This window comes from Halomonas sp. McH1-25 (assembly GCF_022348165.1).
GTDB lineage: Bacteria > Pseudomonadota > Gammaproteobacteria > Pseudomonadales > Halomonadaceae > Modicisalibacter.
Genome location: NZ_JAKRFI010000001.1, coordinates 640,927 through 665,561, shown reverse-complemented (window position 1 = coordinate 665,561; position 24,635 = coordinate 640,927). Strand labels below are relative to the sequence as shown.

Genomic DNA, 24,635 nt, shown 5'->3' with positions numbered 1-24,635 from the left:
ATCCGTCGAGCTCAATGCTCAATGGCTCGGCATCACCCGTGAGCGCAACAGGTAAAAAGCCCGTCCCAGCCATTCATGCAACGCCTGGGTGCTGTGGTGCAGGTGATAGGCGCGGGGCACCCAGGCGATGAGCCCCGGCGGTGGCTGGCTGGCAAAGTCGGTGGGGGCGGGCATCACCACCATGCCGGCATGAATGAATTCGGGCACGGCGCGTGGCAAGTGCCAGGCCTGAGAAACCAGCAGTACCGTCCGGATATCCTCGCGTTTGAGAATGGCCGCACTGAACGTTGCATTCTCCGCCGTCGTGCGGCTGCGGCTCTCGATCCAGCGGGCCTCGAGACCAAACACCTCGTCCAGAGCCTGCGCCATCAGTGTGGCCTCGGCAATTGGCTCGCCATGCACGCGACCGCCGGAAACCAATAGGGGCAAGCCGGTCTGGCGTGCCAGCCAGGCGGCATAGGCCAGGCGTCGCCAGGTGGCATTGGCGGGGGCGTCGCCCCAGCCGAATTCCGGTGCGCCATAGTCGCGACCGCCGCCGAGCACGACGATCGCCTGGGCTTCCTCCAGTTGGGTTGGTGTCGGCGGGTCGTAGGGCTCCAGGCTCCAGCGCAATAGGTAGCTTGCCCAGGGGGTGGCGAGAATGAGCAGGGTAGCCAGGCCCAACGTGACAAGAGACATGCCCCAGCGGCGATGGCGCTTCCAGAGTCCCAATCCAGCCAGGATCAGCAGGGCGTTGGCCAACGGCGGAAGGAACAGGTATTTCAGGATATAAAGCAGCATGCGTCGTGGCCTGGTGGGTCACACAATGTGCCAGCGCATGCTGGCCGACCTTCAGAAGGTAACTCAGGCGCCGCGTTTCGCAAACCGGCCAAACGCGTCACGCTCAGAAGAGCTCGGTCTTGTCGGGATATTCGCACAGGTCCTCGATGACACAACTGCCACAGCGGGGCTTACGCGCCACGCATGTGTAACGGCCATGCAGGATCAGCCAGTGATGGGCGTCCTGGCGGAACTCTCTGGGCACATGACGCAGCAGTTTCTGCTCGACCTCGTTGACGTTCTTGCCGGTGGCGATGCGCGTGCGGTTGGAGACGCGGAAAATGTGCGTGTCCACGGCGATGGTGGGCTCACCGAAGGCGGTATTGAGTATCACATTGGCGGTCTTGCGGCCCACGCCGGGCAGCGCTTCCAGGGCCTGGCGTGTCTTCGGTACTTCACCGGCGTACTCTTCGACCAGGATGCGGCAGGTCTTCATCAGGTTTTCGGCCTTGGTGTTGTACAGGCCGATGGTCTTGATGTGCTCCTTCAGACCGTCGATGCCCAAATCGAGGATGGCTTGCGGCGTGTTGGCGACCGGGAACAATCGCGCCGTGGCCTTGTTGACCCCGACGTCGGTGGCCTGGGCGGAAAGCAGCACTGCCGCCAGCAGCTCGAAAGGCGTCGTCCAGTTGAGTTCGGTCGTGGGCGTGGGGTTATGCTCGCGCAGACGGACAAAAATTTCGTGGCGTTTCTGGGCGTTCATCCGAGGCTCATCGTGTCAGGATCGGGGCAGAAGTGTAACAAATCGTCGTCAGCGGATGATGCCAGTCACCCGCACACGACGGTTTTCTTTCGGCTGCTTAGCCTGCTGGCGCCGACGCTCCAGGCGATCGTCGATGGCGTTCTTGGCGGCGATCAGCAGGCCGGTGGCAAAGAACGCACCGGGCGGCAGGACCAGAAACAGGAAGCTGTAATCGGCAAACACCGTGACCTGCCAGTCGGCAGCGATCGGCCCAAGCAGCAGGTCCATGCCGGCAAGCAGCGTGCCCTGGCCGAACAGTTCGCGTACCGCGCCGAGCACCACCAGCACGGCGGCAAAGCCCAGGCCCATCATCAGGCCGTCGGTGGCGGCAGGCAGCATGGGGTTCCTGGCGGCAAAGGCATCGGCGCGGCCGAGAATGGCACAGTTGGTAACGATCAGCGGAATGAAGATACCGAGGATCTGATAGAGACGGAACGTGTACGCCTGCATCAGCAGTTCGGCACAGGTCACGAAGGCGGCAATGATCATCACGAAGGCGGGCAGGCGAACGCTGGCCGGGACATGATGGCGAATCAGCGAGACCGACACGTTGGCGCCGACCATCACCAACAGCGTGGCCAGGCCCAGGCCGAGGGCGTTGACCACCGTGCTGGTCACAGCCAACAGCGGGCACAGCCCGAGCAACTGGACCAGGGCGGGATTGTTGCTCCACAGACCGTTTCGGGTGAGTTCGTTGAACTGGCTCATGGCGAGGCGTCTCCTTCGGAGCGGTCCAGCAGCATGGCGCGGTTGGCCGCGAAGTATTCCAGGCTACGGCGTACGGCGCCGACCACGGCACGCGGCGTGATGGTCGCGCCGGTAAAGGCGTCGAACGTGCCGCCGTCGGGGCGAACGGCCCATTCGGCCGCGGGTGGATTGCCCAGCGACAGGCCACTGAAGCGCTCGATCCAATCGGCCTTGCGGGCTTCGATCTTGTCACCCAGCCCGGGGGTCTCGCGGTGGGCCAGTACGCGTACCCCGGTCAGTGTGCCATCGGCGGCGATGCCGACCAGCAGGGAGATATCGCCACTGTAGCCGTTCGGGGCCACGACCGGGAGAATCACCGCGCTGACCTGGCCCTCGCGTCGGGCTCGCCAGGCAACGAACGGCCCGGGCTGACCGAGGGTTTCGGCTGCTGGCAACGTGACGGCGCCATCGAGCAGGTCGTTGTCGTGCAACTCGGCAGGCATTACCTGGCCGAGTGCCTGGTACTGGCTGGCGAGTCGATTGTCTTGAATGCGCCCGGCGGTCAGCGAATGCGTTACGCCCACCACCCCGGCCGTCACTATGGCGAACAGGCCGAGCCCCACGGCGCTGCGACGAATGCTCGGTGTCAGTTCGCTCACGGCAGCTCCTCGTCGTCATCGAGCTGGCGTACCTGAATGCCGCGGTTGGCCCGGGCATGGCCGTAAGTGCGGGGCTGAGTGTAGTAATCGATGAACGGCACGGCGAAATTCATCAGCAGCACGGCAAAGGCCACGGCATCCGGGTAGGCCCCGGTCGGGCGAATCACCATGATCAGCAAGCCGATACCGGCACCGTACCACAGCTTGCCCCGGCGGCTGGTGGCGGCACTCACCGGATCGGTGGCGATGAAGAAGGCGCCGAAGATGGCTGCCCCGCCCAGCAGGTGGAAAAGCGGCGTCGCGAAATGACTGGGATCGATGGCGTACATGGCGGTGGCCACTAGCGCCAGGGTGCCCAGCAGGCTCACCGGGATATGCCAGGTGATGATGCGCTTGGCGAGCAGGACGACGCCACCTGCCAGCCAAGCCAGGGCGACGTTGCGCCAGGCCTCTAGTGTGCCTGGAGGCAGTGGGTCGGAGGCCCAGAACTCACTGGCCAGCAGCGTTTCGCCCTTGTGCTTGAAAGCATCCAGCGGGGTGGCGCCGGTCATGGCATCGGCTGGGTCGGTCAGCCCCAGGAAATGACGTAGCGCGTCGCCTGGGGCAATGGCGTCCGGCCCGAACAGGCCGTGCGGTGCGGCCCACTGCGTCATGTCGACCGGAAACGCGATCAGCAACAGCGCATAGCCGACCATGGCCGGATTGAAGGGATTCTGGCCCAGGCCACCGAAAAGGTGCTTGGCGACGACGATGGCGGCAACCATGCCCACCAGGATCAGCCACCAGGGCACGAACGCAGGCAGCGAGACGCCGAGCAGAACGCCGGTGACCAGGGCGCTGTTGTCGCGCAGCGTCATGCCCAGCGGTCGCTGGCGCAAGCGCAATACACCGGCTTCAAGGACGATTCCCATGGCAGCGGCAAACAGCATGTTGAACAGCACGCCCCAGCCGAAATAAAAGGTTGCGGAGAGAATGCCTGGTAACGTGGCCAACAGAACCCAGCCCATGACGCGAGCGGTGGACGTCGCGGCGCGAGTGTGCGGGGAACTGGCATGCATCAGGCTCATGGCGTCGAGGTATCCTTGTGTTCGCTGGCGGTGGCCTCGGCTTCCTCAAGAGCCTTTCGGGCGCGTTCCAGGTTGCCTTGCGTACGCTCGAGTTTCTGCTGGGCCGCTGCCAGGGCAGCATCGTCGTTCTGCGCCATGGCACTTTCCAAGGCCTTTTCGGCCTTGCGGTAGGCGGCCTGGGCCGAGGCGACGGCAATCTTGCGTTGGCGGACCTGCTTGGCCGCGTCCCCGGTCGTGGCGCCCGTAGACGACGGTTGGCTCGCAGGGGCGGCGGATTCAGTTTTCGTCGTCGGTACGGGCTGAGTGGCAGCGGGTGTCGTTTGGGATTGCAATGCAGCCAGACGGGCCTCGGTCGCCTGTAGGTTTTCCCGTGCGGTGGCCAGTTGGGTTTCCAGATCGTCGAGGTCTGCCGACGGGTGCTGGCCGCCTTCGCTGGCGCGGGCCAGTGCCTTCTCGGCCTTCCTCACTGCCGCCTTGGCGGCGGCCTGGGCGATCTTGAGCTTCTTGAGCTCGGCGGCGCTATCCTGGCTATCGCGCTGAGGCGTATCGCTGGGGACGGAGGGTACTGCAGTCTTGCGTTGTTCGGGAGCCGAGCGTGACGCCTTGGCCTGCGCCAGGCGCGCCTGGCGCCGCGCTTCCTTTTCCGCCTCCTCGCGGGCCATGCGCGCCTGGCGAAACTCGAAACGGTGACGGGCGTGTTCGGCCTTGCGAGCTTCGCGTTCGCGTAGGCGAATCTCGCCCTTGGCGGCACGATAGTACTGGACCAGCGGAATATGGCTGGGACAAACGTAGGCGCAGGCGCCGCATTCGATGCAATCGAACAGATTGAACAGCTCGGCCTTGTCGTGTTCGCGACTCTTGCTGAACCAGTACAATTGTTGGGGCAACAACGAGGCCGGGCAGACCGTCTCGCAGGCGCCGCAGCGAATGCAGGGTTGCTCGGCTGGCGCCGGTGGGAACTCGTCGGCCGTCCCGGCAATCAGGCAGTTGGCCGTCTTGACCAACGGCAGGGCGTCGCTATCCAGCGTGAAACCCATCATCGGTCCGCCCAGGATCAGTTGCGATAGCCGCTCCGGGCGTAGTCCGGCGACACTCAGCAGTTCATGCAGGGGCGTGCCCAGGCGCGTCTGCAGATTGCCCGGGCGGGCCAGCGCCTCGCCAGTCAGGGTGACGATACGCGAGATCATCGGTTCACCATCGCGTACCGCTCGCAGCGAGGCCAGCAGCGTACCGGGATTGTGGCATAGCACGCCGACATCCGCCGGCAGGCCGCGTGAGGGTACTTCGCGTCCGGTGAGCTTCTGCACCAGTTGGCGCTCGCCGCCACTGGGATAGCGCGTTGCCACGATCTTGAGTTCGACCGGGATATCACCAACCGTGCCCGATAAGGTCCGGCGCAGCGCGGCGATCGCCTCGGGCTTGTTATCCTCGATACCGATCAGGATGCGCTCGGCGCCGCAAAGCCGGGCAAGCATGCGCGCACCCTCGAGAACGTCGCCAGGATGGGTGCGCAGCGTCAGATCGTCGGCGGTGATGTAGGGCTCGCACTCGGCAGCATTGACGATCAATGTATCGATGGTATGGCGCCGACGTACCTGCGCCTTTACGGCAGTGGGAAACCCTGCCCCGCCGAGGCCGACCACGCCGGAAGACTGCAATCGCTCTATCAGGAATTCGTCGCCTGTGCTGCGCCAATCCAGCGGTGGCATGCGCAGCCAGTCGTCGTCCTGGCCGTTGCCTTCGATGACGATGCATAGCGCCTTCGATTCCCCCACCGCTGCCGAGGGGTGGGGCACGGCGCGCTCCTCGATGGCCGTGACGCTGCCGGTGATGCTGGCATGCACCGGCGCCGAGATCATGCCTTGGGCGCAGGCAACGATTTCTCCGGTGCGCACCGTCTGGCCGACAGTGACGACCGGTTCGGCAGGCTGGCCGACATGCTGGGTCAACGGCAGCACGACTCGGGCGGGCAGAGGCGCTTCGATCAGCGGCGCTCGATTGGACAGCGCCTTGCGTTCGGGCGGCATGATGCCGCCGGGAAAGTCGAAATCAGCCATGCGCACGTTCCTCCGGCGCAGGCTGACGGTCGCTGGCGATCACTGTGGCCGCGATGGGCTGCGAGGGTCGATGGCCCGGGCCGGGCGGGCGCGGCCAGTGCCACTGCTTGGCCAGCTCGGGATGGGGCAGCATGTCGATGCAGTCAACCGGGCAGGGATCGACGCACAGGTCACAGCCGGTACATTCGTCGACGATCACCGTGTGCATGTGCTTGGCGGCACCGAGGATGGCGTCCACCGGGCAAGCCTGAATGCACTTGGTGCAACCGATGCACTCTTCCTCACGAATATAGGCGACCCTGGGTATGTCTTGCGCCTCGCCATCCAGCGGTTTTGGCTCGCGACCCAGTAGATCGGCCAGCGCAGCAATGGTCGCTTCGCCACCCGGGGGGCACTTGTTGATGTCGTCGCCCTGAACGATGGCCTCGGCATAGGGCTTGCAGCCTGGATAGCCGCACTGGCCGCACTGCGTCTGGGGCAGTAGCGCATCGATGCGCTCCACCACCGGGTCGCCCTCGACTTTGAAGACCTGCCCTGCGAAGCCCAGCAAGGCGCCGAACGCCGTCGCCAGGCCCAGCAGGGCAAGGATGGCGGCGAGTATGCCGTGGTCGGTGAGCCATTCGAGCATCGTCATTCTCCCGTCACAGGCATCTAGACCTGGACAAGCCCGCTGAATCCCATGAAGGCCAACGACATGAGACTGGCCGTGATCATGGCGATGGCCGCGCCACGAAAGGGCCTGGGCACATCGGCTACCGCCAGGCGCTCACGCATCGCCGCGAACAGGATCAGGACCAGCGAAAAACCCACCGCTGCGCCAAAGCCGTACAGGGTGGCCTCCATGAAGCTCGACTGGCGGTTGAGCGACAGCAGCGCCACGCCGAGCACGGCGCAGTTGGTGGTGATCAGCGGCAGGAAGATACCCAGTACCTGATAGAGTAGTGGACTGGTTTTGCGCACCATCATTTCGGTGAACTGCACGACGACGGCGATCACCATGATGAAGGCGATGGTACGCAGGTATTCCAGCCCCAGCGGAGCCAGCAGATAATGAAACGTCAGGTAGCTGGCCACCGATGACAGGGTCAACACGAAGGTCGTCGCCATCGCCATGCCCATGGCCGATTCCAGCTTGTTGGATACGCCCATGAACGGGCACAACCCAAGAAACTGTACCAGCACGAAATTGTTGACCAGCACGGTGCTGACCAGGATCAGGAAGTAGTGCGTCATCGCAGCCAACTGCAGCGGAGTGGTCGCCGGCGTGTCATTGAAACACCGGCGCCTTTGAGTCAAGGCGAACATTATACGCCCCTCTCGCCGGAGGGCCTACCGTGATCGCATCTCCCGGTCAGGCTGCGGTTTGTTCGCCTTCCATGCTCACGCGATTGCGGCCCGTTTGCTTGGCGGCATAAAGTGCCGCGTCGGCGGCATCGATCAGTTCCTGGGTCGAGCGTGGCTGTTCGGGAGAAACGTACCCGACACCAATGCTGACCGTCACCACGGCGCTCGCCTCGCCTGCGGGATGGGGAAGGCCCAATGCCTCGATGGCCAAGCGCAGGTTGTTGGCCTGTCTGGCGGCGAGCGTGGCACTAATGCCTGGCAGGATCACGCTGAACTCTTCCCCGCCCGTGCGCGCCACCAACTGGGCGGGCTGCGAGAACTGGCGTTGCATGGCATCGGCTATGGCCTTGAGACAACTGTCTCCGGCTGGATGCCCAAGCCGGTCGTTGTAGATCTTGAAAAAGTCGATATCGATCATCAGCAGGCTCATTGGCTGACTGCGCCGTTGGGTCAGCTTCAAGGTATCGCTCAGGTGCTGATCGAATAGCCGGCGATTGGCGAGTCCGGTCAATGGGTCGCGGTGGGAGAGTTCGACCAGGGACGAAGTCTGGCGGCGCTGTAGCTCCAACATTTGCTGGAATTCACGCGCCAGCATGCCGATTTCGTCACGCCTGTCGAGCAGTTCCCGAGGTAGGGGGCGGCTATCCTCGTGTAGCTGCAATTTCTGGGTGAAACTGGCGAACTGTCGCAACGGCCTCAGCACCATGCTCTCCAGCAGGATCAGGACGATGGCGATGACCATCACCAACAGGCCCGCCGTCCAGAACTGGGTATAGCGAAAAGTGGCGAGCTGAGTGAAAAAATCCTCGCGAGGGAGGCGGCTTTGCAACAACAGGCTCTCCGACCCCGTCACATGGGTAATAGGACGTGTAACCGTCATCTGCTGGCTGTCGCTACGCTCCAGACGTAGCCCTTGAAGAATGTCCTGCTGTAGGGCAGGCAGCAGTTCTATAGGCAGCTCGGTCTGATTCTCGACATGGGCTTGCCATTCATCATCCAGCAGGCGCACCTGCGCAAGCCACCCTTGCGGCGGACCGCTTTCATCGGTACGCAGAATCGGGTGCAAGGCAACGAAGGCGGGGTAGGGCGTGATTTCCAGATATGCCGTGCCTTCGGCCGGTCGGTAGCGGACCAAGGGGCGTAACCGTTGCGCCATGTTTTCCGCCCAACGGCAAGCGCCTTCGACACCCGGACAGGAAGCATAGCTACCACTGAGCGGATCGATGCCGGCTGTCCACTGCACCGAGCCATTTGTGGCGAAGAACAACATGAACTGGTAGTCCATGTCCTGGAACATGCTAAGGCTGAAATTCGACTCAGGATACTCCGCACGCTGTCCTTGCATGAACGCGTAGGTGTCGTCCCAGGTCGCCCAGTCCTTGGTCATGAGCAGCAGGGCATGGCGGTCGCTCTCCATGACGCGCTCGATTTGGTCGAGTTTGGACGCCGCCAAGGTGCGTTCTTCTTCGAGCAGGGCAGGATGAATGATGAAACGTGCAATCAGGCCCAACGCGCACATCGCAGCCAGGAAAAGAGTGGCCAACGCGAGCAGAAAGCGATGACGCAGCGAAGAAAGTCTGAAATTCATTGAGTGATCGCCACTGAGAAGCCCGTCGTAAGGCCGATAACCATGCAGAGTGTCGCAATCGATATCGGCCGTAATGGACGGGGCTTTAACCGGGCTTCACCCAATTCAAGGGACGGCCTTGGTGAATGCTCTGCAGGCTGAGACTAAAGTCGGATCGCGTCGAGTTAAAACCATACTACCATACTAGTTATACAAGAACGGCCAGGAAGGAAGTGCCGATGTCCGCCTCTCCCGGCGAGGTGCGAGTGCGGCCTCGAAAGCCATGTCCAAGCGAAAGCCAAGGAACATTCATGAATATCACTGATGCCTACGTGATCGTCACGTCGCCCGGGCGCAACTTCGTCACTCTCAAGATCGTCACCGAGGCGGGAATTTACGGCATCGGCGACGCGACGCTCAACGGCCGTGAAATGGCCGTGGTCGCCTACCTGGAAGAACATGTGTTGCCTGCATTGATCGGGCGCGACGCCGGACGGATAGAAGACATCTGGCAGTATCTCTATCGGGGGGCGTACTGGCGGCGCGGTCCCGTGACCATGTCGGCCATTGGTGCCGTGGATATGGCGCTGTGGGACATCAAGGCCAAGGCGGCCGGCATGCCGCTCTATCAGCTGCTCGGTGGCAAGAGCCGTGAGCGGGTCATGACCTACGCTCACTGCACCGGCAAGGACATCGACAGTTGCCTGGAGGAAGTGGCACGTCATGTCGAGCAGGGCTATCGCGCCGTGCGCGTACAAGCCGGGGTGCCGGGCATTTCGACTATCTACGGCGTCGCCAAACGCGAGGGCGAGCGTTACGAGCCCGCCGATTCGGACCTGCCCGCCGAACACGTGTGGAGTACCGAAAAGTACCTCAATCACGTGCCCAAGCTGTTCGCTGCGGTACGCGAGCGCTTTGGCGACGACCTGCATGTCCTGCACGACGTTCACCATCGCCTGACGCCCATCGAAGCGGCGCGACTGGGCAAGATGGTGGAGCCCTATCACCTGTTCTGGCTGGAGGACTGCGTTCCGGCCGAGAACCAGCAGAGCCTCAAGCTGATCCGCGAGCATACCACCACGCCGCTGGCGATCGGCGAAGTCTTCAACTCGATCCACGATTATCGCGAGATGATCGAGAATCAGTGGATCGATTACATTCGCATGCCGCTCAGTCACGGTGGCGGTATCACTCACGTGCGGCGTGTTGCCGATCTGGCTGCGCTCTATCACATCCGCACCGGTTTCCACGGCCCGACGGACCTGTCACCGGTATGTCTCGGCGCGGCGATCCATTTCGATACCTGGGTGCCCAATTTCGGCATTCAGGAGCACATGCCGCACGACGCGACCACCGATGCCGTCTTTCCGCATGACTACCGCTTCGAGGATGGCCACTTCCTGGTCGGTGAAGCGCCGGGGCATGGAGTCGACATCGACGAAGAGCTGGCCAGGCAGTATCCCTACAAACGTGCCAGCCTCCCGGTCAACCGGCTCGAAGACGGCACGCTGTGGCATTGGTAAGCGACGCCATCCCAATGTGGTTGCCCACCTTACTGATGGGGGAATGAATCCTATGGCTCTAGATACCGTGCCCAGCAATTACGGCCAAGTCGATATCGGCATCGTCCATCTCGGATTGGGGGCATTCCATCGCGCCCACCAGGCGGTCTACCTCGAGCGGCACCTGGCGCGCCACGGCGGTAGCGGCGGCTGGGGGATCTGTAGCGCCAACATCCGCTCCAACTGGCGATTGGTCGAGCAGTTACGCGCCCAGGGGCAACGCTACCACGTTGCCGAGTACGCCGACCGTGAGCATGTGACGCTGCGTGAAATCGCAGCCATTCGAGAAACGCTTTATGCGGGCGAGGATGGCCCCGATCGCGAAGCGTTGCTGGTCCGCATGAGCGATCCCAAGGTGCGCATCGTCACCCTGACCGTGACCGAGAAGGGGTATTACCTGAACCCCGCCGAGGGTACGCTGATGACCGATGATCCGGCCATCGCTCACGATCTCGACAACCCCGACTCGCCGTGCACCGCACCGGGCATGCTGGTCGAGGCCTTGGCCCGGCGACACAGGGCGGGTATCCCGCCGTTCACGGTGCTTTCCTGCGACAACATGCCGGACAACGGCAAGCGCACCCGGCAGGCCGTGATCGACCTGGCGTGTCAACGCGATGCGGTGTTGGCCGAATGGATCGCTGCGAATGTCGCCTTTCCCAGTAGCATGGTGGATCGCATCGTTCCGGCCATGACCGAGCAGGACTTCGCTCGCCTCGCCGAACTGGGGATCGACGATACCGCCGCGGTGGTCTGCGAGGCTTTCAGCCAGTGGGTAGTCGAGGACGATTTTCCGCAGGGCCGCCCGGACTGGGAGCATGACGGCGTCGAGATGGTGAGTGATGTGGCCCCGTTCGAGGCGATGAAGCTGCGCATGCTCAATGGCAGCCATTCGCTGCTGGCCTATCTGGGAGCATTGGATGGTGTCGAGACCGTGGCCGACGCCGTCAGCCGACCCGACATTGCCGCCCTGCTAACGCGTTATATGCAAGACGAGGCAATACCGACGCTGAGCATGCCGGCCGGCACCGACCTCACGGACTATACCGAGCGTTTGCTGGCGCGTTTCGGCAACGACAGCCTGCGACACCGCACGCATCAGATCGCCATGGACGGATCGCAGAAGCTGCCGCAACGCTGGCTCAATGGCGCACAGTCGCGGCTCGCTGCAGGCGGCGGCATCGCTTGTACCGCCTTGGGCGTGGCGGCATGGATTCGCTATACCCGGGGCGGCGATCTGCATGGTCAGCCACACACAGTCGACGATCCCATGGCGGAGACCTTCGCCGAACTCCATCGTCGCCATGCCGGCTCGGATGACGCCCTGGTCGCGGCGTTTCTGGGCCTGGAATCCATCTTTCCGAGCACTCTGGCGTCGGACGAGCGTTTTACGCGGCCCGTGTTGGCCGCCTATCGTTCGCTAGAGGCGCGGGGCGTTGCCGCGACCTTGGATAATCTCGATTCACTGGCACTCTAGGAGTTCAGCATGGAACAGACCTGGCGCTGGTTCGGTCCCGGCGATCCTATTACCCTTGCCGACATTCGTCAGACCGGTGCCACAGGCATTGTCACTGCGCTGCACGACATTCCCAGCGGCGAGGTCTGGCCGGTGAGCGCCATTGCCGAGCGCAAGCGACTCATCGAGGTGACGATTCGGCGCTTGGGCCTATAGGAACGAGCACGGCGAGCTTTTGTTGTCTCAACGAAAACGCGCGGCCTATCAAGCCGCGCGTTTTTTCATGCCTTGCGGGCAACCTGCGTCAGGTCACGCGCTGGCCGGGCTCGGCACCACTGTGCGGTTCCAGCAGGTAGATGCCCTTGCCGTCTCCGGCGGCCAGCACCATGCCCTCGGAAACACCAAAGCGCATCTTGCGCGGCGCCAGGTTGGCGACCATCACGGTCAAGTGACCTTCCAGCGCTTCCGGGGCGTAGGCCGAGCGAATGCCGGAGAACACCGTGCGCGTTTCACCGCCCAGATCCAGGGTCAGCTTGAGCAGCTTGTCTGCGCCTTCCACATACTCCGCCTTGGCGATGCGCACGATACGCAGGTCCACCTTGGCGAAATCGTCGAAGGCGATCTCGTCGGCGAGGGGGGTGTCGACCAGGGGCCCCTTGGCGGCTTCCTTGAGTTTCTTTTCCACCGCAATGTCCTCCTTGGAAGCTTCGACCATGGCATCGATCTTGTCGCGCTCGATGCGGGTCATCAGCGGCTTGAACTTGTTGATCGCATGATCTTCCAGCACATCGTGGCGGGTGTGCCAGTCGAGGCTGTCGAGATTCAGGAAGACGCGTGCCTCATCGGCCATGGCCGGGACCACCGGGGCCAGGTAGACCATCAGTTGGCGGAACAGGTTGATGCCCACTGAGCAGATATCGAGAACTTCCTGCTCACGGCCTTCCTGCTTGGCCAAGGCCCAGGGTTCCTTGTCGGCGATGTAGGTATTGGCCTCATCGGCCAGCTCCATGATCTTGCGCATGGCGCGGCCGAATTCGCGGACCTCGAAGTCCTCGGCGATCTCGTCACCGGCAGCGATGAAGCGGGCCAGCAGCTCCGGCTCCACCGATGTCGCGGAGAGCTTGCCTGCGCCGAGTTTCTTGACGAACCCGGCACAGCGGCTGGCAATGTTGACCACTTTGCCGACCAGATCCGAGTTCACGCGGTAGGCGAAGTCCTCGAGATTGAGATCGAGGTCGTCGACGCGCGAGGTCAGCTTGGCCGCGAAGTAGTAACGCAGGTATTCCGGGTTCAGATACTCGGCGTACGTCTCGGCCTTGATGAAGGTGCCGCGCGACTTGGACATCTTGGCGCCGTTGACGGTCACGAAGCCGTGACAGTTGATGGCGGTCGGCGTGCGCATGCCGGCGCCTTCGAGCATTGCCGGCCAGAACAGGGCGTGGAAGTAGACGATGTCCTTGCCGATGAAGTGATACACCTCGGCGTCGGAGTCCTTCTTCCAATAGCTGTCGAAGTCGATGCCCTCACGCTCGCACAGGTTCTGGAAGCTGGCCAGGTAACCGATCGGCGCATCCAGCCACACGTAGAAATACTTGCCGGGGGCGTCGGGGATTTCGAAGCCGAAGTAGGGCGCATCGCGCGAGATGTCCCACTCGTTCAGGCCGGCCTCGAACCATTCCTGCAGCTTGTTGGCGATCTGCGGCTGCACGTGGCCGGCGCGGGTCCAGCGCTTCAGGAATTCCTCGAAGTCGGGCAGCTTGAAGAAGTAGTGGGTGGAGCTGCGCACTTCCGGCGTGGCGCCGCTGATCGCCGAGACCGGATCGATCAGCTCCGCCGGGGTGTAGGTGGCGCCGCACGCCTCGCAGTTGTCGCCATACTGGTCCGGCGTCTTGCACTTGGGGCAGGTGCCCTTGATGAAGCGATCGGCCAGGAACAGGCCCTTGACCGGGTCGTACATCTGCTCGATGTCGCGGGTCGAGATGTGACCGGCATCGCGCAGCGCGGTATAGATGCGCTCGCTGTGGATGCGGTTCTCTTCCGAGTGGGTCGAGTGGTAATTGTCGAAGGCCACCCCGAAGCGCGCGAAGTCCGCCTGGTGCTCCTTGGAGACCCGTTCGATCAACTGCTCGGAGGTAACGCCTTCCTGCTCGGCACGCAGCATGATCGCGGTGCCGTGGGCATCGTCGGCACACACGTAGTGGCATTCGTTGCCGCGACTCTTCTGGAAGCGCACCCAGATATCGGTCTGGATGTACTCCAGCAGGTGGCCCAGGTGAATCGAGCCGTTGGCATAGGGCAGGGCACTGGTGACCAGGATCTTGCGCTTGGCGTTGGCGGTAGTGGGCATGGCGGCTCTATGACTGGTAGAAACGAAGAATTCGGGCGTCGGCTAGGGCTCGGAGATGAGCCAGGACGAAAGGGCGATTGTAGCCCGCTTGGCGGCCGGGTGCATCCGTGGAACTTCTACAGCTAGCTTTGTCATGGACTGCCGGCCAATCTCTCCTCATTCAAGTACATCAAAAAATCTCAAGAAATCTCTATCCAGGCCGAATGAGGTCTTAGTAGGCTAAGCAATGCTTTATCATGGTATGAGCAGTCATGAAAAATGTGGTGGGAGAGGAGGAGCAAATGTCGCAGCCTCTTAGCGGTAGCGTGTCCGGACGGTTGGAAAATGCATAGAATACTGTAGATGGAATATTAAATAGGCAGCTTTTTGAGCTGCTTGGAGGCTTGGTTGCTAATAAGACCTTAAGGTGAAATAAATTGGTGTATAAGCAAATAATAAGGTGGGCGGGTAGTAAAAAAAAGCTTCTTCCACAGCTTGTCGATAATGTGCCAGCCTCCTTTTCTCGATATGTTGAGCCTTTTTGTGGCTCAGCATGCCTGTTTTTTGAGATTCAGCCTAAGAAGGCACTTCTTTGCGATATCAATGAAGAGTTGATTAATGCTCTTCGCTTTATCAGGGAGGATGAATGTTTGCATTCGAAACTTTTAATTATACCCAACACTAAGGAGGAGTATTACAGGATAAGAGCCTTGCCTGTTGAGGATCTTACATCAGAGGAAAGAGCTTTACGTTTTTTGTATTTAAACAGATATTGTTTTAATGGGGTTTACAGAACCAATAAGAAAGGGGTTTTTAATGTGCCGAGAGGAACAAAGACCGGAGGTATTCCTGATGCTGGGGTTTTTGAGCGCGCAAAAGATATTCTTCAGTCTGCAGAAATAAGAAAAATGGATTACAAACAGACAGTTTTGAATTTAAAAGAGGGGGACTTTGTGTACTTGGACCCTCCGTATTCCAAAGCGGGAAGATTCACTGGCGAATATGGCGTGGGTAGTATGAACGCTTCAGAAATAGATAGTATAGCTAATTGCCTGTATGATATGGATAAGCGCGGTATTAAATTTTTGCTTTCTTATAAAAACTGCGAAGATTTTTTGAAATTAATTTCAGGCAGGTATCGATATAGTGAGCTTAAGGTTAAGCGCCATGTCTCTGGTTTCAAAGCTAAGTGGAGTGATGCTGATGAGATTTTGGTAAAGAATTATGAGTAACAGTCTTAAAGTTCTAATAGTTTCAGATCTGCATGCTGTTATTGACGAAAGACATAAAGATGATTCGCATCTATTTATTGATGGCGCAAGCTCAGAATTTGTTGACGCTTTTATAAGCTTCGTTAATGACCTTGGGGTTAATTTCGATTTGCTTGTATGTGCTGGGGATGTTGCTAATAAAGCTTCTAATGGCGCATTTGAAGCTGGCTGGATGGTTCTTAATAAAATAAGAAAAGAGTTGGGGGTGAGGGATTTTTATTGTGTGCCAGGAAATCATGACCATAAATCGAGGCACACTGGAAATAGTTTTGATCCTAAGCATGATTTGCAATTTGCAAATCCGCCATTTCCCCTTGATTGCAATATAAAAAGTACTCACTTTTGGGCATGGAATTGGTGTTGTGTTAATTGTGATTCCTACAATATGGTTTTATTGAATAGTAGCGCTTACCATGGCTATGGTGATGAACATTCTCATGGAAGAGTTGCCTATGAGATAAGTGATCAAATAAAAGATTATGTTAACTCTGAGAGATTTATAAAAAAGCCTATAAATATACTTTTATGTCACCATCACCCCACTAAAATGGAACAGGTTGACAGAGACTACGACACTCAGGAAATGCAAGGAGGGCAGTATCTAATCCAGTGCCTTGGTGAAGCAGGAAAGGGAGGGTGGCTAATTATACACGGGCATAAGCATTTTCCTGAAATAAGCTATGCTTCAGGAAGTACATCCGAGCCTATTACCGTACTTTCGGCAGGAAGTTTTAGTGCAGTTATCCATTCTGAAATAATGGGTAAGACTTCTAATCAATTTTATATCCTTGATATAGACCTGAGTGAAAGTAAAGCAAGTGGGCGTGCTGTTGGGAAGTTTGAAACGTATGAATGGACTCTGAAAAAAGGATGGTCCAGATCTGAGTCAGAGAGCTTACCCGCAAAGGGTGGTTTTGGAAGCTTATTAACGCCATCTCTCATTGCAAGTAGAATAGAAAGCTTAATAGAAGAAGATGAAGCAGGCTTTCTGGAAGAAAACGACCTGACTGATATTCAAAAAATAGTTGATAATTTTGTGCCAACTGATTTCAAGAAGCTTGTTAATAATTTGAGGTCATTAGGGTTTGATGTTATATACGATAGTGGAAAAATAAATCAAGTTGGGAGGGGGCATGGTTAGGTATAAAAGTATCCATGATTCGTTCAATGCGAGAAACTTAACTATTAGTGCGCTCTGTGAAGGATTTATTGTAAATGATCACTTTTTAAAGTTGTCGGGTCCTGATCATGCAATCATGGTTGGCCCTCGAGGTAGTGGTAAAACTACTCTAATGAAAATGCTCCAGGTAGAGGCGCTTTCGTTATGGGAATCGGATGATGCAGAAACTTTTAGAAAAAAAATAGATTTTACGGGGGTTTTCATTCCAACAGATAGATTGTGGAAAATGCAGTATGAATCTATTGTAGGAAATAATGAATGGGAAAGTGCTCGGGTTGATTCTCTTAATAGTATTTTTATTTATCATGTTTTAGAGCGATTTGTCCTGGCTGTAGAATATAGATCTAAAAGGTCATTAAATGATGTAAGGGGGTTTAGGCGTGTTAACCTTAGTAAAAAGGAAGAGGTTTCTTTAGTTAACGATCTTGCTAGAAGCTGGAGGGTGAAACCAAAGATGCTAACTCTTAAAGGGCTTGCTTTAGAGTTGGCTATGTCAAAGCACGAGTTATCCGGATTTTCTCTTTCTGCAGAGAGGGAGCCTGAAAAAGAAAAAAAATCACCCTTTTTTGATATAAAAAATATCGCAGGATTGCTGGATGTTTCAGTAAAAATAGTCAATAGCCATATTGATGAGGATGGTGGGAAGTGGTGTTTTTTATTTGACGAACTTGAGCTGGCTCCTGAAAGTATAGTGCAGCCGCTTATTAACGCATTAAGAGGTGGGCCAGAGGACATTATACTTAAACTTTCGTTGTCTCCTTATCATGGTGATATTAAGGTTACTGACAACCCTAATAGTCCTATGGATAGGCAGGATCACTCATTTATTAATCTATCTAGTTCTAATGATAGAATAGGATTCGAATTTTCAAAAAAACTTTGCCAAAAGCTTTTTGACAGGCACGGCTATTCTAAGACTGTTGAAAGCTATTTTGAAGAGCCGAAGCGGAAGCCGAACAAAATTGTTTTTCTGGAGTTGGAAAAGAAAGATCCAACCTTTAAAGATTATTTGATGAGGAATAATATAGATGCTACTAGGCTAGAACTCTATACAGAGAAAAATAAACTTCCAATAATAAGGAAGGTGCAATTCATTGCTCAATTGCGGAATGAATTTCTTTCATATGAGGGTAGGCTGAAAAGTAAGAAAAGAGCCTTAGATTACTATGCTGGATTTGATAAGATATGTAAGGCAGTTGAATATAATCCTAGGATGCTTATTGGGGTTTTTAGCATGCTTTTGGATGCAATGGTGGATAACAAAATATCAGTTAGTGAACAGATAAAGTCACTGAAAGAAATTTTAAATTCATACTCTGCATTGTTGAATACGATATCCATCGAAGTTGCCGGCTCTGCCTCTTTGCTGGAAATGGTTGACAAACTGGCAATAGCGCTTGCTTCCTATATAAAAGGTGGTGATTTTTATTCTGAGACTTATGGTTATTTCTGTTTTCATAAAGACCCAGGTGAGGAAGTTAAACGAGCGGTAGGCTATGCTTTAAATTCAGGTGCGTTTGTAATTGATGACTCTGATGCTCACTTGAATGGTAATATTGGGGATATAGAGAGCGTTAGGTTTAGACTTTCATATATCTTCTCTCATAAATATGGTTTGGTTATGAGCAAGCCTAGAGAGCTTGATTTTATGAAGGCTCTAAGCGGAGATTTAATGCCTAATGGACTTTCGCCGGAGCAAATAAAGCTTTTATGAAAATATTAAAAGAAGCATATCTGGAAAGCTTTGATGTAGCAATTTTTGGCCTAGGCTACGAAGAGCGATCTACTTATTTGTATAATAAGATTAAGCTTAAAAGCACTAGTAGTTATGCGATTGGTTATAAGTATAATGATAAGGTGTACAATTATAAGAAAAATAAGGCTGAGTTCCTGATGGGAGCCGAAGTGTTTGAGGTTGATGATAATGGATTTAAGTCTGCGATAGCTAAATGTATCTCGAGTTTACAAAATTTTAACAGGCCAAAGGTATTTGTTGATATTACTGTAATGAGTCGCCATAGACTGGCGACCGCTCTATGGGTATTAATTAAGAATTTGCCGCAAGGGGGACGTATAACAGTATCCTATTCTGTATCAGAATTTGTGCCTCCTCCTAACGAAATGCCGCCTGTAAAAGAAATAGGGCCTATAATTGGTGAGTTAAATGGGGTGCCTAGTAGTTTGGGATTGCCAATTGGGCTTATCGCCTGTTTAGGATACGAAGAGAACAAGGCCTTGGGCGCCGCTAATTATATTGACGCAAGCGAAGTGGTTGCTTTTATACCATGCAGCAAGATCGATGAATTCTATAAAGAAGTTTTGAGGAGCAATAAATTTTTCCTAGGAGGAATAGGAAAAGAAAATACATTTAGCTACGATGTGCATAATCCTTACAAGACTTTCATCGATATGAAGTCAGTAGTTATTGATATGTTAAAGGTCAATCGACCGATTATTCTTCCCTTAGGCCCTAAAATAGTTGCAGCGCTTAGTGTGTTATTGGGAATAGAGTTTTATCCACACCTTCCTATATGGAGGCTTTCCTCCAAAGAGAGTGAGGTTCCGGTAAATCGTCCCGCTAGCGGCCATGTTGTTAATTTCACTATTGAGAATTAGAAGTTTTGCATTAATCTGGCCTAAATATAGATAAATTTTCCAACTTGGCATATGAATCTAGCTAGCTGATCAAGACGGAAGGGGCCACTTAAAAGGTGACCTCTTCCTCCCTGATTCAACTCAGGCGCTGCATGTAGTCTAGGTAGCCGAAGGCCTTGACCGTACGCACCTCGCGGCTGGTCTCGTCGATCCGGCAGATCGCCGGCAGGCGAATGCCATTGAAGGTGGTGGTCTTGACCATGGTGTAGTGGGCCATGTCGGTGAACACCAGCCGGTCGCCGATCTCGAGCGGTCTGTCGAACGAGTAGTCGCCGATCACGTCGCCGGCCAGGCAGGTGGTGCCGCCCAGGCGATAAGTGTAGGCCTTCTCGTCCGGCATGCCGGCGCCGATGATCTCGGGCCGGTAGGGCATCTCGAGTACGTCCGGCATGTGCGCGGTGGCGGAAGTGTCGAGAATGGCGATGGGGCCGTCATTGTCGACGATATCCAGTACGCTGCACACCAGATACCCAGTGTTTAGGGCGATGGCTTCACCTGGCTCCAGATAGACTTCCAGATGCGGATAGTGCGCCTTGAAGTCACGGATGACCCGCACCAGCCGATCCATGTCGTAGTCGGCACGAGTAATGTGGTGGCCGCCGCCGAAGTTCACCCAGCGCAGGTTCGGCAAGTACTCGCCGAACTTGGCTTCGAACACCTCGAGCGTGGCTTCCAATGCGTCGCTGTTCTGCTCGCAAAGCGTATGGAAGTGCAGCCCGTCCAGACCATTCATAACGTCAGGATTGACGTCCACGGAGCGTGTGCCGAGCCGCGAGCCGCGAGCGCAGGGGTCGTAGATGGCGACTTCGCCTGTCGAATGCTCGGGGTTGACCCGTAGCCCGCAGGAAATCGGGCGCGGCGCCGCCGCAACCTTGTCGCGGAAGTGCCGCCACTGCCCCGGCGAGTTGAAGCTGATGTGGTCCGCATAATGCAGTACCACGTCCATCTCGGGGTCGGTGAACGCCGGCGAATAGACATGCACCTCGCCGCCGAAGGTCTCGGCGCCGAGGCGTGCTTCGTCCTGCCCGCTGGAGGTCGTGCCCACCAGATATTGGCTCACCAGCGGGAAGGTATCCCACATGGCGAAGCCTTTCAGGGCGAGCAGAATCTTCGCCCCGCTGCGCTCCTGCGCCTCTTTCAGGCGTTCCAGGTTACGGCGCAACAGGGCGTCGTCGACCACGTAGGCCGGCGACGGACAGGCATGGATGTCGAACGGATAGGTCGTTTCCGCCATCACGAATCCGCCAGCGGATCGTCGTCGGGATCGAGCTCGACCATCTGCCACGGCAGGCCCATGTCGCCGATGCGCTCCATGAACGGGTCCGGATCGAGCTGTTCGACGTTGAACACGCCTTCGCCCTTCCAGATGCCCTGCAGCATCAGCATGGCGCCAGTGACCGCGGGTACGCCGGTGGTATAGGAGATCGCCTGGGACTTGACTTCGCGGTAGCTCTCTTCGTGGTCGCAGATATTGTAGATGTATACCTTGCGCCGCTTGCCGTCCTTGATGCCGTCGAGGATCACGCCGATGTTGGTCTTGCCCTTGGTGCGCGGACCGAGCGACGCCGGATCGGGAAGGACCGACTTGAGGAACTGCAGCGGCGAGATTTCGCAGCCGTTGACCTCGATCGGCTCGATGCTGGTCATGCCGACGTTCTCGAGCACCTTGAGGTGCGTGATGTACTTCTCGGAGAAGGTCATCCAGAAGCGAATGCGCTCGATGCCCTTGATGTTCTGGGCCAGCGATTCGAGCTCCTCATGATAGAGCAGGTACATGTCCTTCTCGCCGATGCCGTCGAAGTCGAACCTGCGCTTCTCGGCCAGCGGCGCGGTTTCCTTCCACTCGCCCTTTTCCCAGTAGCGGCCATTCGCAGTGATCTCGCGAATGTTGATCTCCGGGTTGAAGTTGGTCGCGAACGGGTAGCCGTGATCGCCGCCATTGGCATCCAGAATGTCGATGCGGTGGATCTCGTCGAACAGGTTCTTCTGGCCATAGGCGCAGTAGATGTTGGTCATGCCGGGATCGAAACCGCAGCCCAGCGTGGCCATGTTGCCGGCCTTGGCGAAACGCTCCTGGAACGCCCACTGCTCCTTGTATTCGAACTTGGCCTCGTCCGGGTGCTCGTAGTTGGCGGTGTCCAGGTAGGGCACGCCGGTACGCAGACAGGCTTCCATGATGGTCAGGTCCTGATAGGGCAGGGCCACATGGATCAGCACGTCCGGCTTGAAAGACTCGATCAGCGCGACCAGCGCCTCGACATCATCGGCGTCGACCTGGGCGGTCTGGATGGGGCGATCCAACTGGTCTGCAATTGCCTTGCACTTCGCTTCGTTGCGACTCGCCAGGCAGATTTCGTGGAACACCTCGGGGTGCTGCGCGCACTTGTGAGTCACGACACCACCGACGCCGCCGGCGCCAATAATCAAGGCTTTGCTCATGCGTTCGCCTCCAGATGGGAAAGTTCAATAGTGGTCGAGTCCAGGCGTAGTCCAAGCGGTGGTCTTGCCCTTTGCTCAGACACAGCCTAGTCGGAAGTGAACGATGGACGCACGTCCGGTCGGCGTTCACTCCGGTCATGGCCTCACCCGGCCCCGAGGAGCCTGGCAAGAAGGCGCCGATAATGCGCAACTCAACGGCCAGGCTCAAGTCTTTTTCACTAACAAGGTAAACACGGGGTGTTGAAATTCGATGACGCAACTTCACGATGCCAGGCGAGCAATTGCCTCGACGCATCGCTGCGACAAGCCCGGCGATACCCGGTACCATTTCCCATCGCTTCTTTTTCCAGCTTTCTTTTCAAGAGACCGACGTGGAGCAGCAGGGCTTCGTACTTACCCGCCATTGGCGCGATACCCCCGAAGGCACCGAGGTGTCATTCTGGTTGGCGACTGACGCCGGCCCACGCTACGTCAGGCAGACGGTCCAAGCCTCGGTGGCATTCGTGCCTGTCGAACAGCGTATCCGGGCCGAACGGTTGCTGAACGGTGAGCGGGGCATCGAGCTTCGTCCACTCGATCTGCGCGACTTTTCCCATCGTCCGGTGTGCGGCCTTTATTGCCGTCACTATCGCCAGCTCTTGAGTGTTGAACGACGCCTGCGTGAGGCGGGCATCGATGTCTACGAGGCCGACATCCGCCCGCCGGAGCGTTATTTGATGGAGCGTTTCATCACTGCGCCACTGGCCTTCACGGGACGAGAGACAGCCGACGGTGGGCTGGTCGAGGCGCACGTAAAGCCGGCGCCTAAGTATCGTCCACGCTTGTCGCTGGTCTCATTGGATATCGAGACCAGCGAACGTGGCGAGCTGTATTCCATCGCGCTGGAAGGCTGCGGGCAGCGCCAGGTCTACATGCTGGGCCCGGCGAATGGACTGGACGAAGCTGCCCCCGGCTTTTCCCTGCACTACTGCGAGAGTCGCGAAGCCTTGCTTCGGCAACTCAACGAGTGGATGGCTCGCCATGATCCCGATGCCATCATCGGCTGGAACGTGGTGCAGTTCGATCTGCGCGTCCTGCAGCGCCATGCCGAGGCGCTAGGTGTGCCGCTGCTGTTCGGGCGGGGTGGCGAACCTCTGGAATGGCGCGCCCACGGCAGCAATGCCAACCATTTCTTCGCATCGGCGCCGGGGCGCTTGATCATCGATGGCATCGAAGCGTTGCGTTCGGCGACCTGGAGCTTCACGTCGTTCAGCCTGGAACATGTTGCGCAGACGCTGCTGGGCGAGGGCAAGGCCATCGACAACCCCTACCAGCGCATGGACGACATCAATCGCATGTTCGCCGAGGACAAGCCGGCCCTGGCCCGCTACAACCTCAAGGATTGCGAGCTGGTCACGCGCATCGTCGAGAAGACCGCGCTGATCGAGTTTCTGCTCGAACGGGCCTCGGTGACCGGCCTGCCGGCCGATCGCAGTGGCGGCTCGGTGGCGGCATTCTCGCATCTCTACCTGCCGCGCATGCATCGGCTCGGCTTCGTCGCGCCTGGCCTGGGGTCGCAGGGGGGCGAGAATAGCCCGGGCGGTTTCGTGATGGATTCGCGTCCTGGGCTTTATGACTCGGTACTGGTGCTGGATTTCAAAAGCCTCTATCCCTCGATCATGCGTACCTTTCTGATCGATCCGGTCGGGCTGGTGCAGGGGCTGGACGAGCCGGAAGACGCTACGGTGCCCGGCTTTCGCGGGGCGCGTTTTTCACGTACGCACCACGCGCTGCCCGGTATGGTGGCCCAGGTATGGCAGGGGCGCGAGACGGCCAAGCGCGAAGGCAACATGCCACTGTCTCAGGCGCTCAAGATCATCATGAACTCTTTCTATGGCGTACTAGGCGCTCGCGGTTGCCGCTTCTTCGATCCGCGCCTGTCATCGTCGATCACGTTACGCGGCCATGACATCATGAAACGCACCCGTGAATTGATCGAAGCCAATAGTTATACCGTTATCTACGGTGATACCGATTCGCTATTCGTATGGCTGGGGCGGGCCCATGAGGTGCACGAGGCGGCGCGCATCGGCCAGGCTCTGGTCGCGGATGTCAACGCTTGGTGGCAAGGGCATCTCAGTCAGGAATATGGCCTGACGAGTGCCCTGGAATTGCAGTTCGAGACGCATTTTCGTCGTTTCCTGATGCCGACCATCCGCGGTGCCGAGGCGGGTAGCAAGAAACGCTATGCGGGGCTGGTGCGTGCGAGCGACGGCAGCGAGCGGCTGGCCTTCAAGGGATTGGAGGCCGTACGTGCCGATTGGTCGCCGTTAGCCAAGGTGTTTCAGCAGGAACTGTATCGGCGCATTTTCGCCCATGAACATTACCGGGAGTTCGTGCGTGACTATGTCAGTTCCACCCTGGCCGGCGAGTATGACGAGCGGCTGGTCTATCGCAAGCGCCTGCGCCGCAAACTCACCGATTACCAGCGCAACGTGCCACCGCACGTTAGGGCGGCGCGTCTAGCCGATGAATACAACACCCACCTGGGGCGGCCGCGTCAATACCAGAACGGCGGCTGGATCAGCTATGTCATCACCGTGGCCGGACCGGAGCCGCTGGAAACGCTACGCTCTCCCATCGATTATCAGCATTACCTGACTCGCCAGTTGCAACCCGTGGCCGATGCGATTCTGCCATTCGTCGGAGAGTCCTTCGAGGCGCTGATCGACCGCCAGCTTGGCTTGTTCTGAAGCGATTGATCTCTGGAGTGCGCTGGCGCCTAACACGCTGACAACTAGACTGCAGGCCATAAGGCAAAGGAT

At 57.6% G+C, this 24,635-nt stretch carries 19 protein-coding genes and 1 pseudogene; 8 read left to right on the top strand and 12 right to left on the bottom strand.

Annotated features, from left to right (window positions below):
• Positions 1 to 18: 18 nt before the first annotated feature.
• The 9 genes from MHM84_RS03285 to MHM84_RS03245 all read right to left on the bottom strand — a co-directional run bounded on the left by MHM84_RS03285 (position 19) and on the right by MHM84_RS03245 (position 8,963).
• Positions 19 to 780, bottom strand: coding sequence for a YdcF family protein (locus MHM84_RS03285; protein ID WP_239262385.1), 762 nt, complete (start codon positions 778 to 780; stop codon positions 19 to 21).
• A gap of 103 nt (positions 781 to 883) precedes the next feature.
• Positions 884 to 1,522 carry an endonuclease III gene (gene nth, locus MHM84_RS03280; protein ID WP_239262383.1) on the bottom strand — a complete coding sequence of 213 codons (639 nt, stop codon included), beginning with the start codon at positions 1,520 to 1,522 and terminating at the stop codon, positions 884 to 886.
• Between the two features lie 48 nt (positions 1,523 to 1,570).
• Entirely contained in the window at positions 1,571 to 2,269 is a 699-nt protein-coding gene (locus tag MHM84_RS03275) for an electron transport complex subunit E (protein ID WP_239262380.1), read from the bottom strand.
• Positions 2,266 to 2,907 (bottom strand): electron transport complex subunit RsxG, encoded by a 642-nt coding sequence (rsxG, locus tag MHM84_RS03270; RefSeq protein WP_239262378.1) that lies wholly within the window; start codon positions 2,905 to 2,907, stop codon positions 2,266 to 2,268. Before rsxG ends, MHM84_RS03275 begins: the two co-directional genes overlap by 4 nt.
• Positions 2,904 to 3,974, bottom strand: coding sequence for an electron transport complex subunit RsxD (gene rsxD, locus MHM84_RS03265; RefSeq protein ID WP_239262376.1), 1,071 nt, complete (start codon positions 3,972 to 3,974; stop codon positions 2,904 to 2,906). The genes rsxG and rsxD overlap by 4 nt, the downstream gene beginning before the upstream one ends.
• The gene (gene rsxC, locus MHM84_RS03260) at positions 3,971 to 6,031 is read right to left on the bottom strand and encodes an electron transport complex subunit RsxC (protein WP_239262374.1); all 2,061 of its coding nucleotides are present in this window, start codon (positions 6,029 to 6,031) and stop codon (positions 3,971 to 3,973) included. Before rsxC ends, rsxD begins: the two co-directional genes overlap by 4 nt.
• Complete coding sequence (gene rsxB / locus MHM84_RS03255) at positions 6,024 to 6,659, bottom strand: electron transport complex subunit RsxB (protein ID WP_239262372.1); 636 nt, start codon at positions 6,657 to 6,659, stop codon at positions 6,024 to 6,026. Before rsxB ends, rsxC begins: the two co-directional genes overlap by 8 nt.
• Before the next feature lie 23 nt (positions 6,660 to 6,682).
• Positions 6,683 to 7,264, bottom strand: a complete 582-nt coding sequence (gene rsxA / locus MHM84_RS03250; protein ID WP_239263814.1) for an electron transport complex subunit RsxA — start codon at positions 7,262 to 7,264, stop codon at positions 6,683 to 6,685.
• 118 nt (positions 7,265 to 7,382) lie between these two features.
• Entirely contained in the window at positions 7,383 to 8,963 is a 1,581-nt protein-coding gene (locus MHM84_RS03245; protein ID WP_239262370.1) for a diguanylate cyclase, read from the bottom strand.
• A gap of 290 nt (positions 8,964 to 9,253) precedes the next feature.
• On the opposite strand from MHM84_RS03245, the gene manD reads away from it, so the two are divergent.
• The 3 genes and pseudogenes from manD to MHM84_RS03230 all read left to right on the top strand — a co-directional run.
• Positions 9,254 to 10,465, top strand: coding sequence for a D-mannonate dehydratase ManD (manD, locus tag MHM84_RS03240; protein WP_239262368.1), 1,212 nt, complete (start codon positions 9,254 to 9,256; stop codon positions 10,463 to 10,465).
• A 52-nt stretch (positions 10,466 to 10,517) separates the two neighbouring features.
• Entirely contained in the window at positions 10,518 to 11,981 is a 1,464-nt protein-coding gene (locus tag MHM84_RS03235) for a mannitol dehydrogenase family protein (RefSeq protein WP_239262366.1), read from the top strand.
• A gap of 9 nt (positions 11,982 to 11,990) precedes the next feature.
• Positions 11,991 to 12,149, top strand: a pseudogene (locus MHM84_RS03230) (mannonate dehydratase); the annotation flags it as partial.
• A gap of 115 nt (positions 12,150 to 12,264) precedes the next feature.
• Here MHM84_RS03230 and metG read toward each other — a convergent pair.
• Complete coding sequence (gene metG, locus MHM84_RS03225) at positions 12,265 to 14,307, bottom strand: methionine--tRNA ligase (RefSeq protein WP_239262364.1); 2,043 nt, start codon at positions 14,305 to 14,307, stop codon at positions 12,265 to 12,267.
• 419 nt (positions 14,308 to 14,726) lie between these two features.
• Here metG and MHM84_RS03220 point away from each other — a divergent pair, with 419 nt between their 5' ends.
• Genes MHM84_RS03220 through MHM84_RS03205 form a run of 4 tightly spaced genes read left to right on the top strand, consistent with a single transcriptional unit; the run spans position 14,727 to position 19,353 of the window.
• Entirely contained in the window at positions 14,727 to 15,518 is a 792-nt protein-coding gene (locus tag MHM84_RS03220) for a Dam family site-specific DNA-(adenine-N6)-methyltransferase (protein ID WP_239262362.1), read from the top strand.
• Positions 15,511 to 16,698: a metallophosphoesterase gene (locus MHM84_RS03215; protein ID WP_239262360.1), complete on the top strand. Its 1,188-nt coding sequence runs from the start codon at positions 15,511 to 15,513 to the stop codon at positions 16,696 to 16,698. Before MHM84_RS03220 ends, MHM84_RS03215 begins: the two co-directional genes overlap by 8 nt.
• Positions 16,691 to 18,451, top strand: a complete 1,761-nt coding sequence (locus MHM84_RS03210; protein WP_239262358.1) for a hypothetical protein — start codon at positions 16,691 to 16,693, stop codon at positions 18,449 to 18,451. The genes MHM84_RS03215 and MHM84_RS03210 overlap by 8 nt, the downstream gene beginning before the upstream one ends.
• Entirely contained in the window at positions 18,448 to 19,353 is a 906-nt protein-coding gene (locus MHM84_RS03205; protein WP_239262356.1) for a hypothetical protein, read from the top strand. The genes MHM84_RS03210 and MHM84_RS03205 overlap by 4 nt, the downstream gene beginning before the upstream one ends.
• A 115-nt stretch (positions 19,354 to 19,468) precedes the next feature.
• Here the strand turns inward: MHM84_RS03205 and nspC are convergent, their stop codons facing one another.
• Both nspC and MHM84_RS03195 read right to left on the bottom strand, forming a co-directional pair.
• Positions 19,469 to 20,626: a carboxynorspermidine decarboxylase gene (gene nspC, locus MHM84_RS03200; RefSeq protein ID WP_239262354.1), complete on the bottom strand. Its 1,158-nt coding sequence runs from the start codon at positions 20,624 to 20,626 to the stop codon at positions 19,469 to 19,471.
• Positions 20,626 to 21,831, bottom strand: coding sequence for a saccharopine dehydrogenase family protein (locus tag MHM84_RS03195; protein ID WP_239262352.1), 1,206 nt, complete (start codon positions 21,829 to 21,831; stop codon positions 20,626 to 20,628). The genes nspC and MHM84_RS03195 overlap by 1 nt, the downstream gene beginning before the upstream one ends.
• Positions 21,832 to 22,112: 281 nt before the next feature.
• Between MHM84_RS03195 and MHM84_RS03190 the strand changes: the two genes are divergently transcribed.
• Positions 22,113 to 24,563: a DNA polymerase II gene (locus tag MHM84_RS03190; protein WP_275445651.1), complete on the top strand. Its 2,451-nt coding sequence runs from the start codon at positions 22,113 to 22,115 to the stop codon at positions 24,561 to 24,563.
• Positions 24,564 to 24,635: the final 72 nt, after the last annotated feature.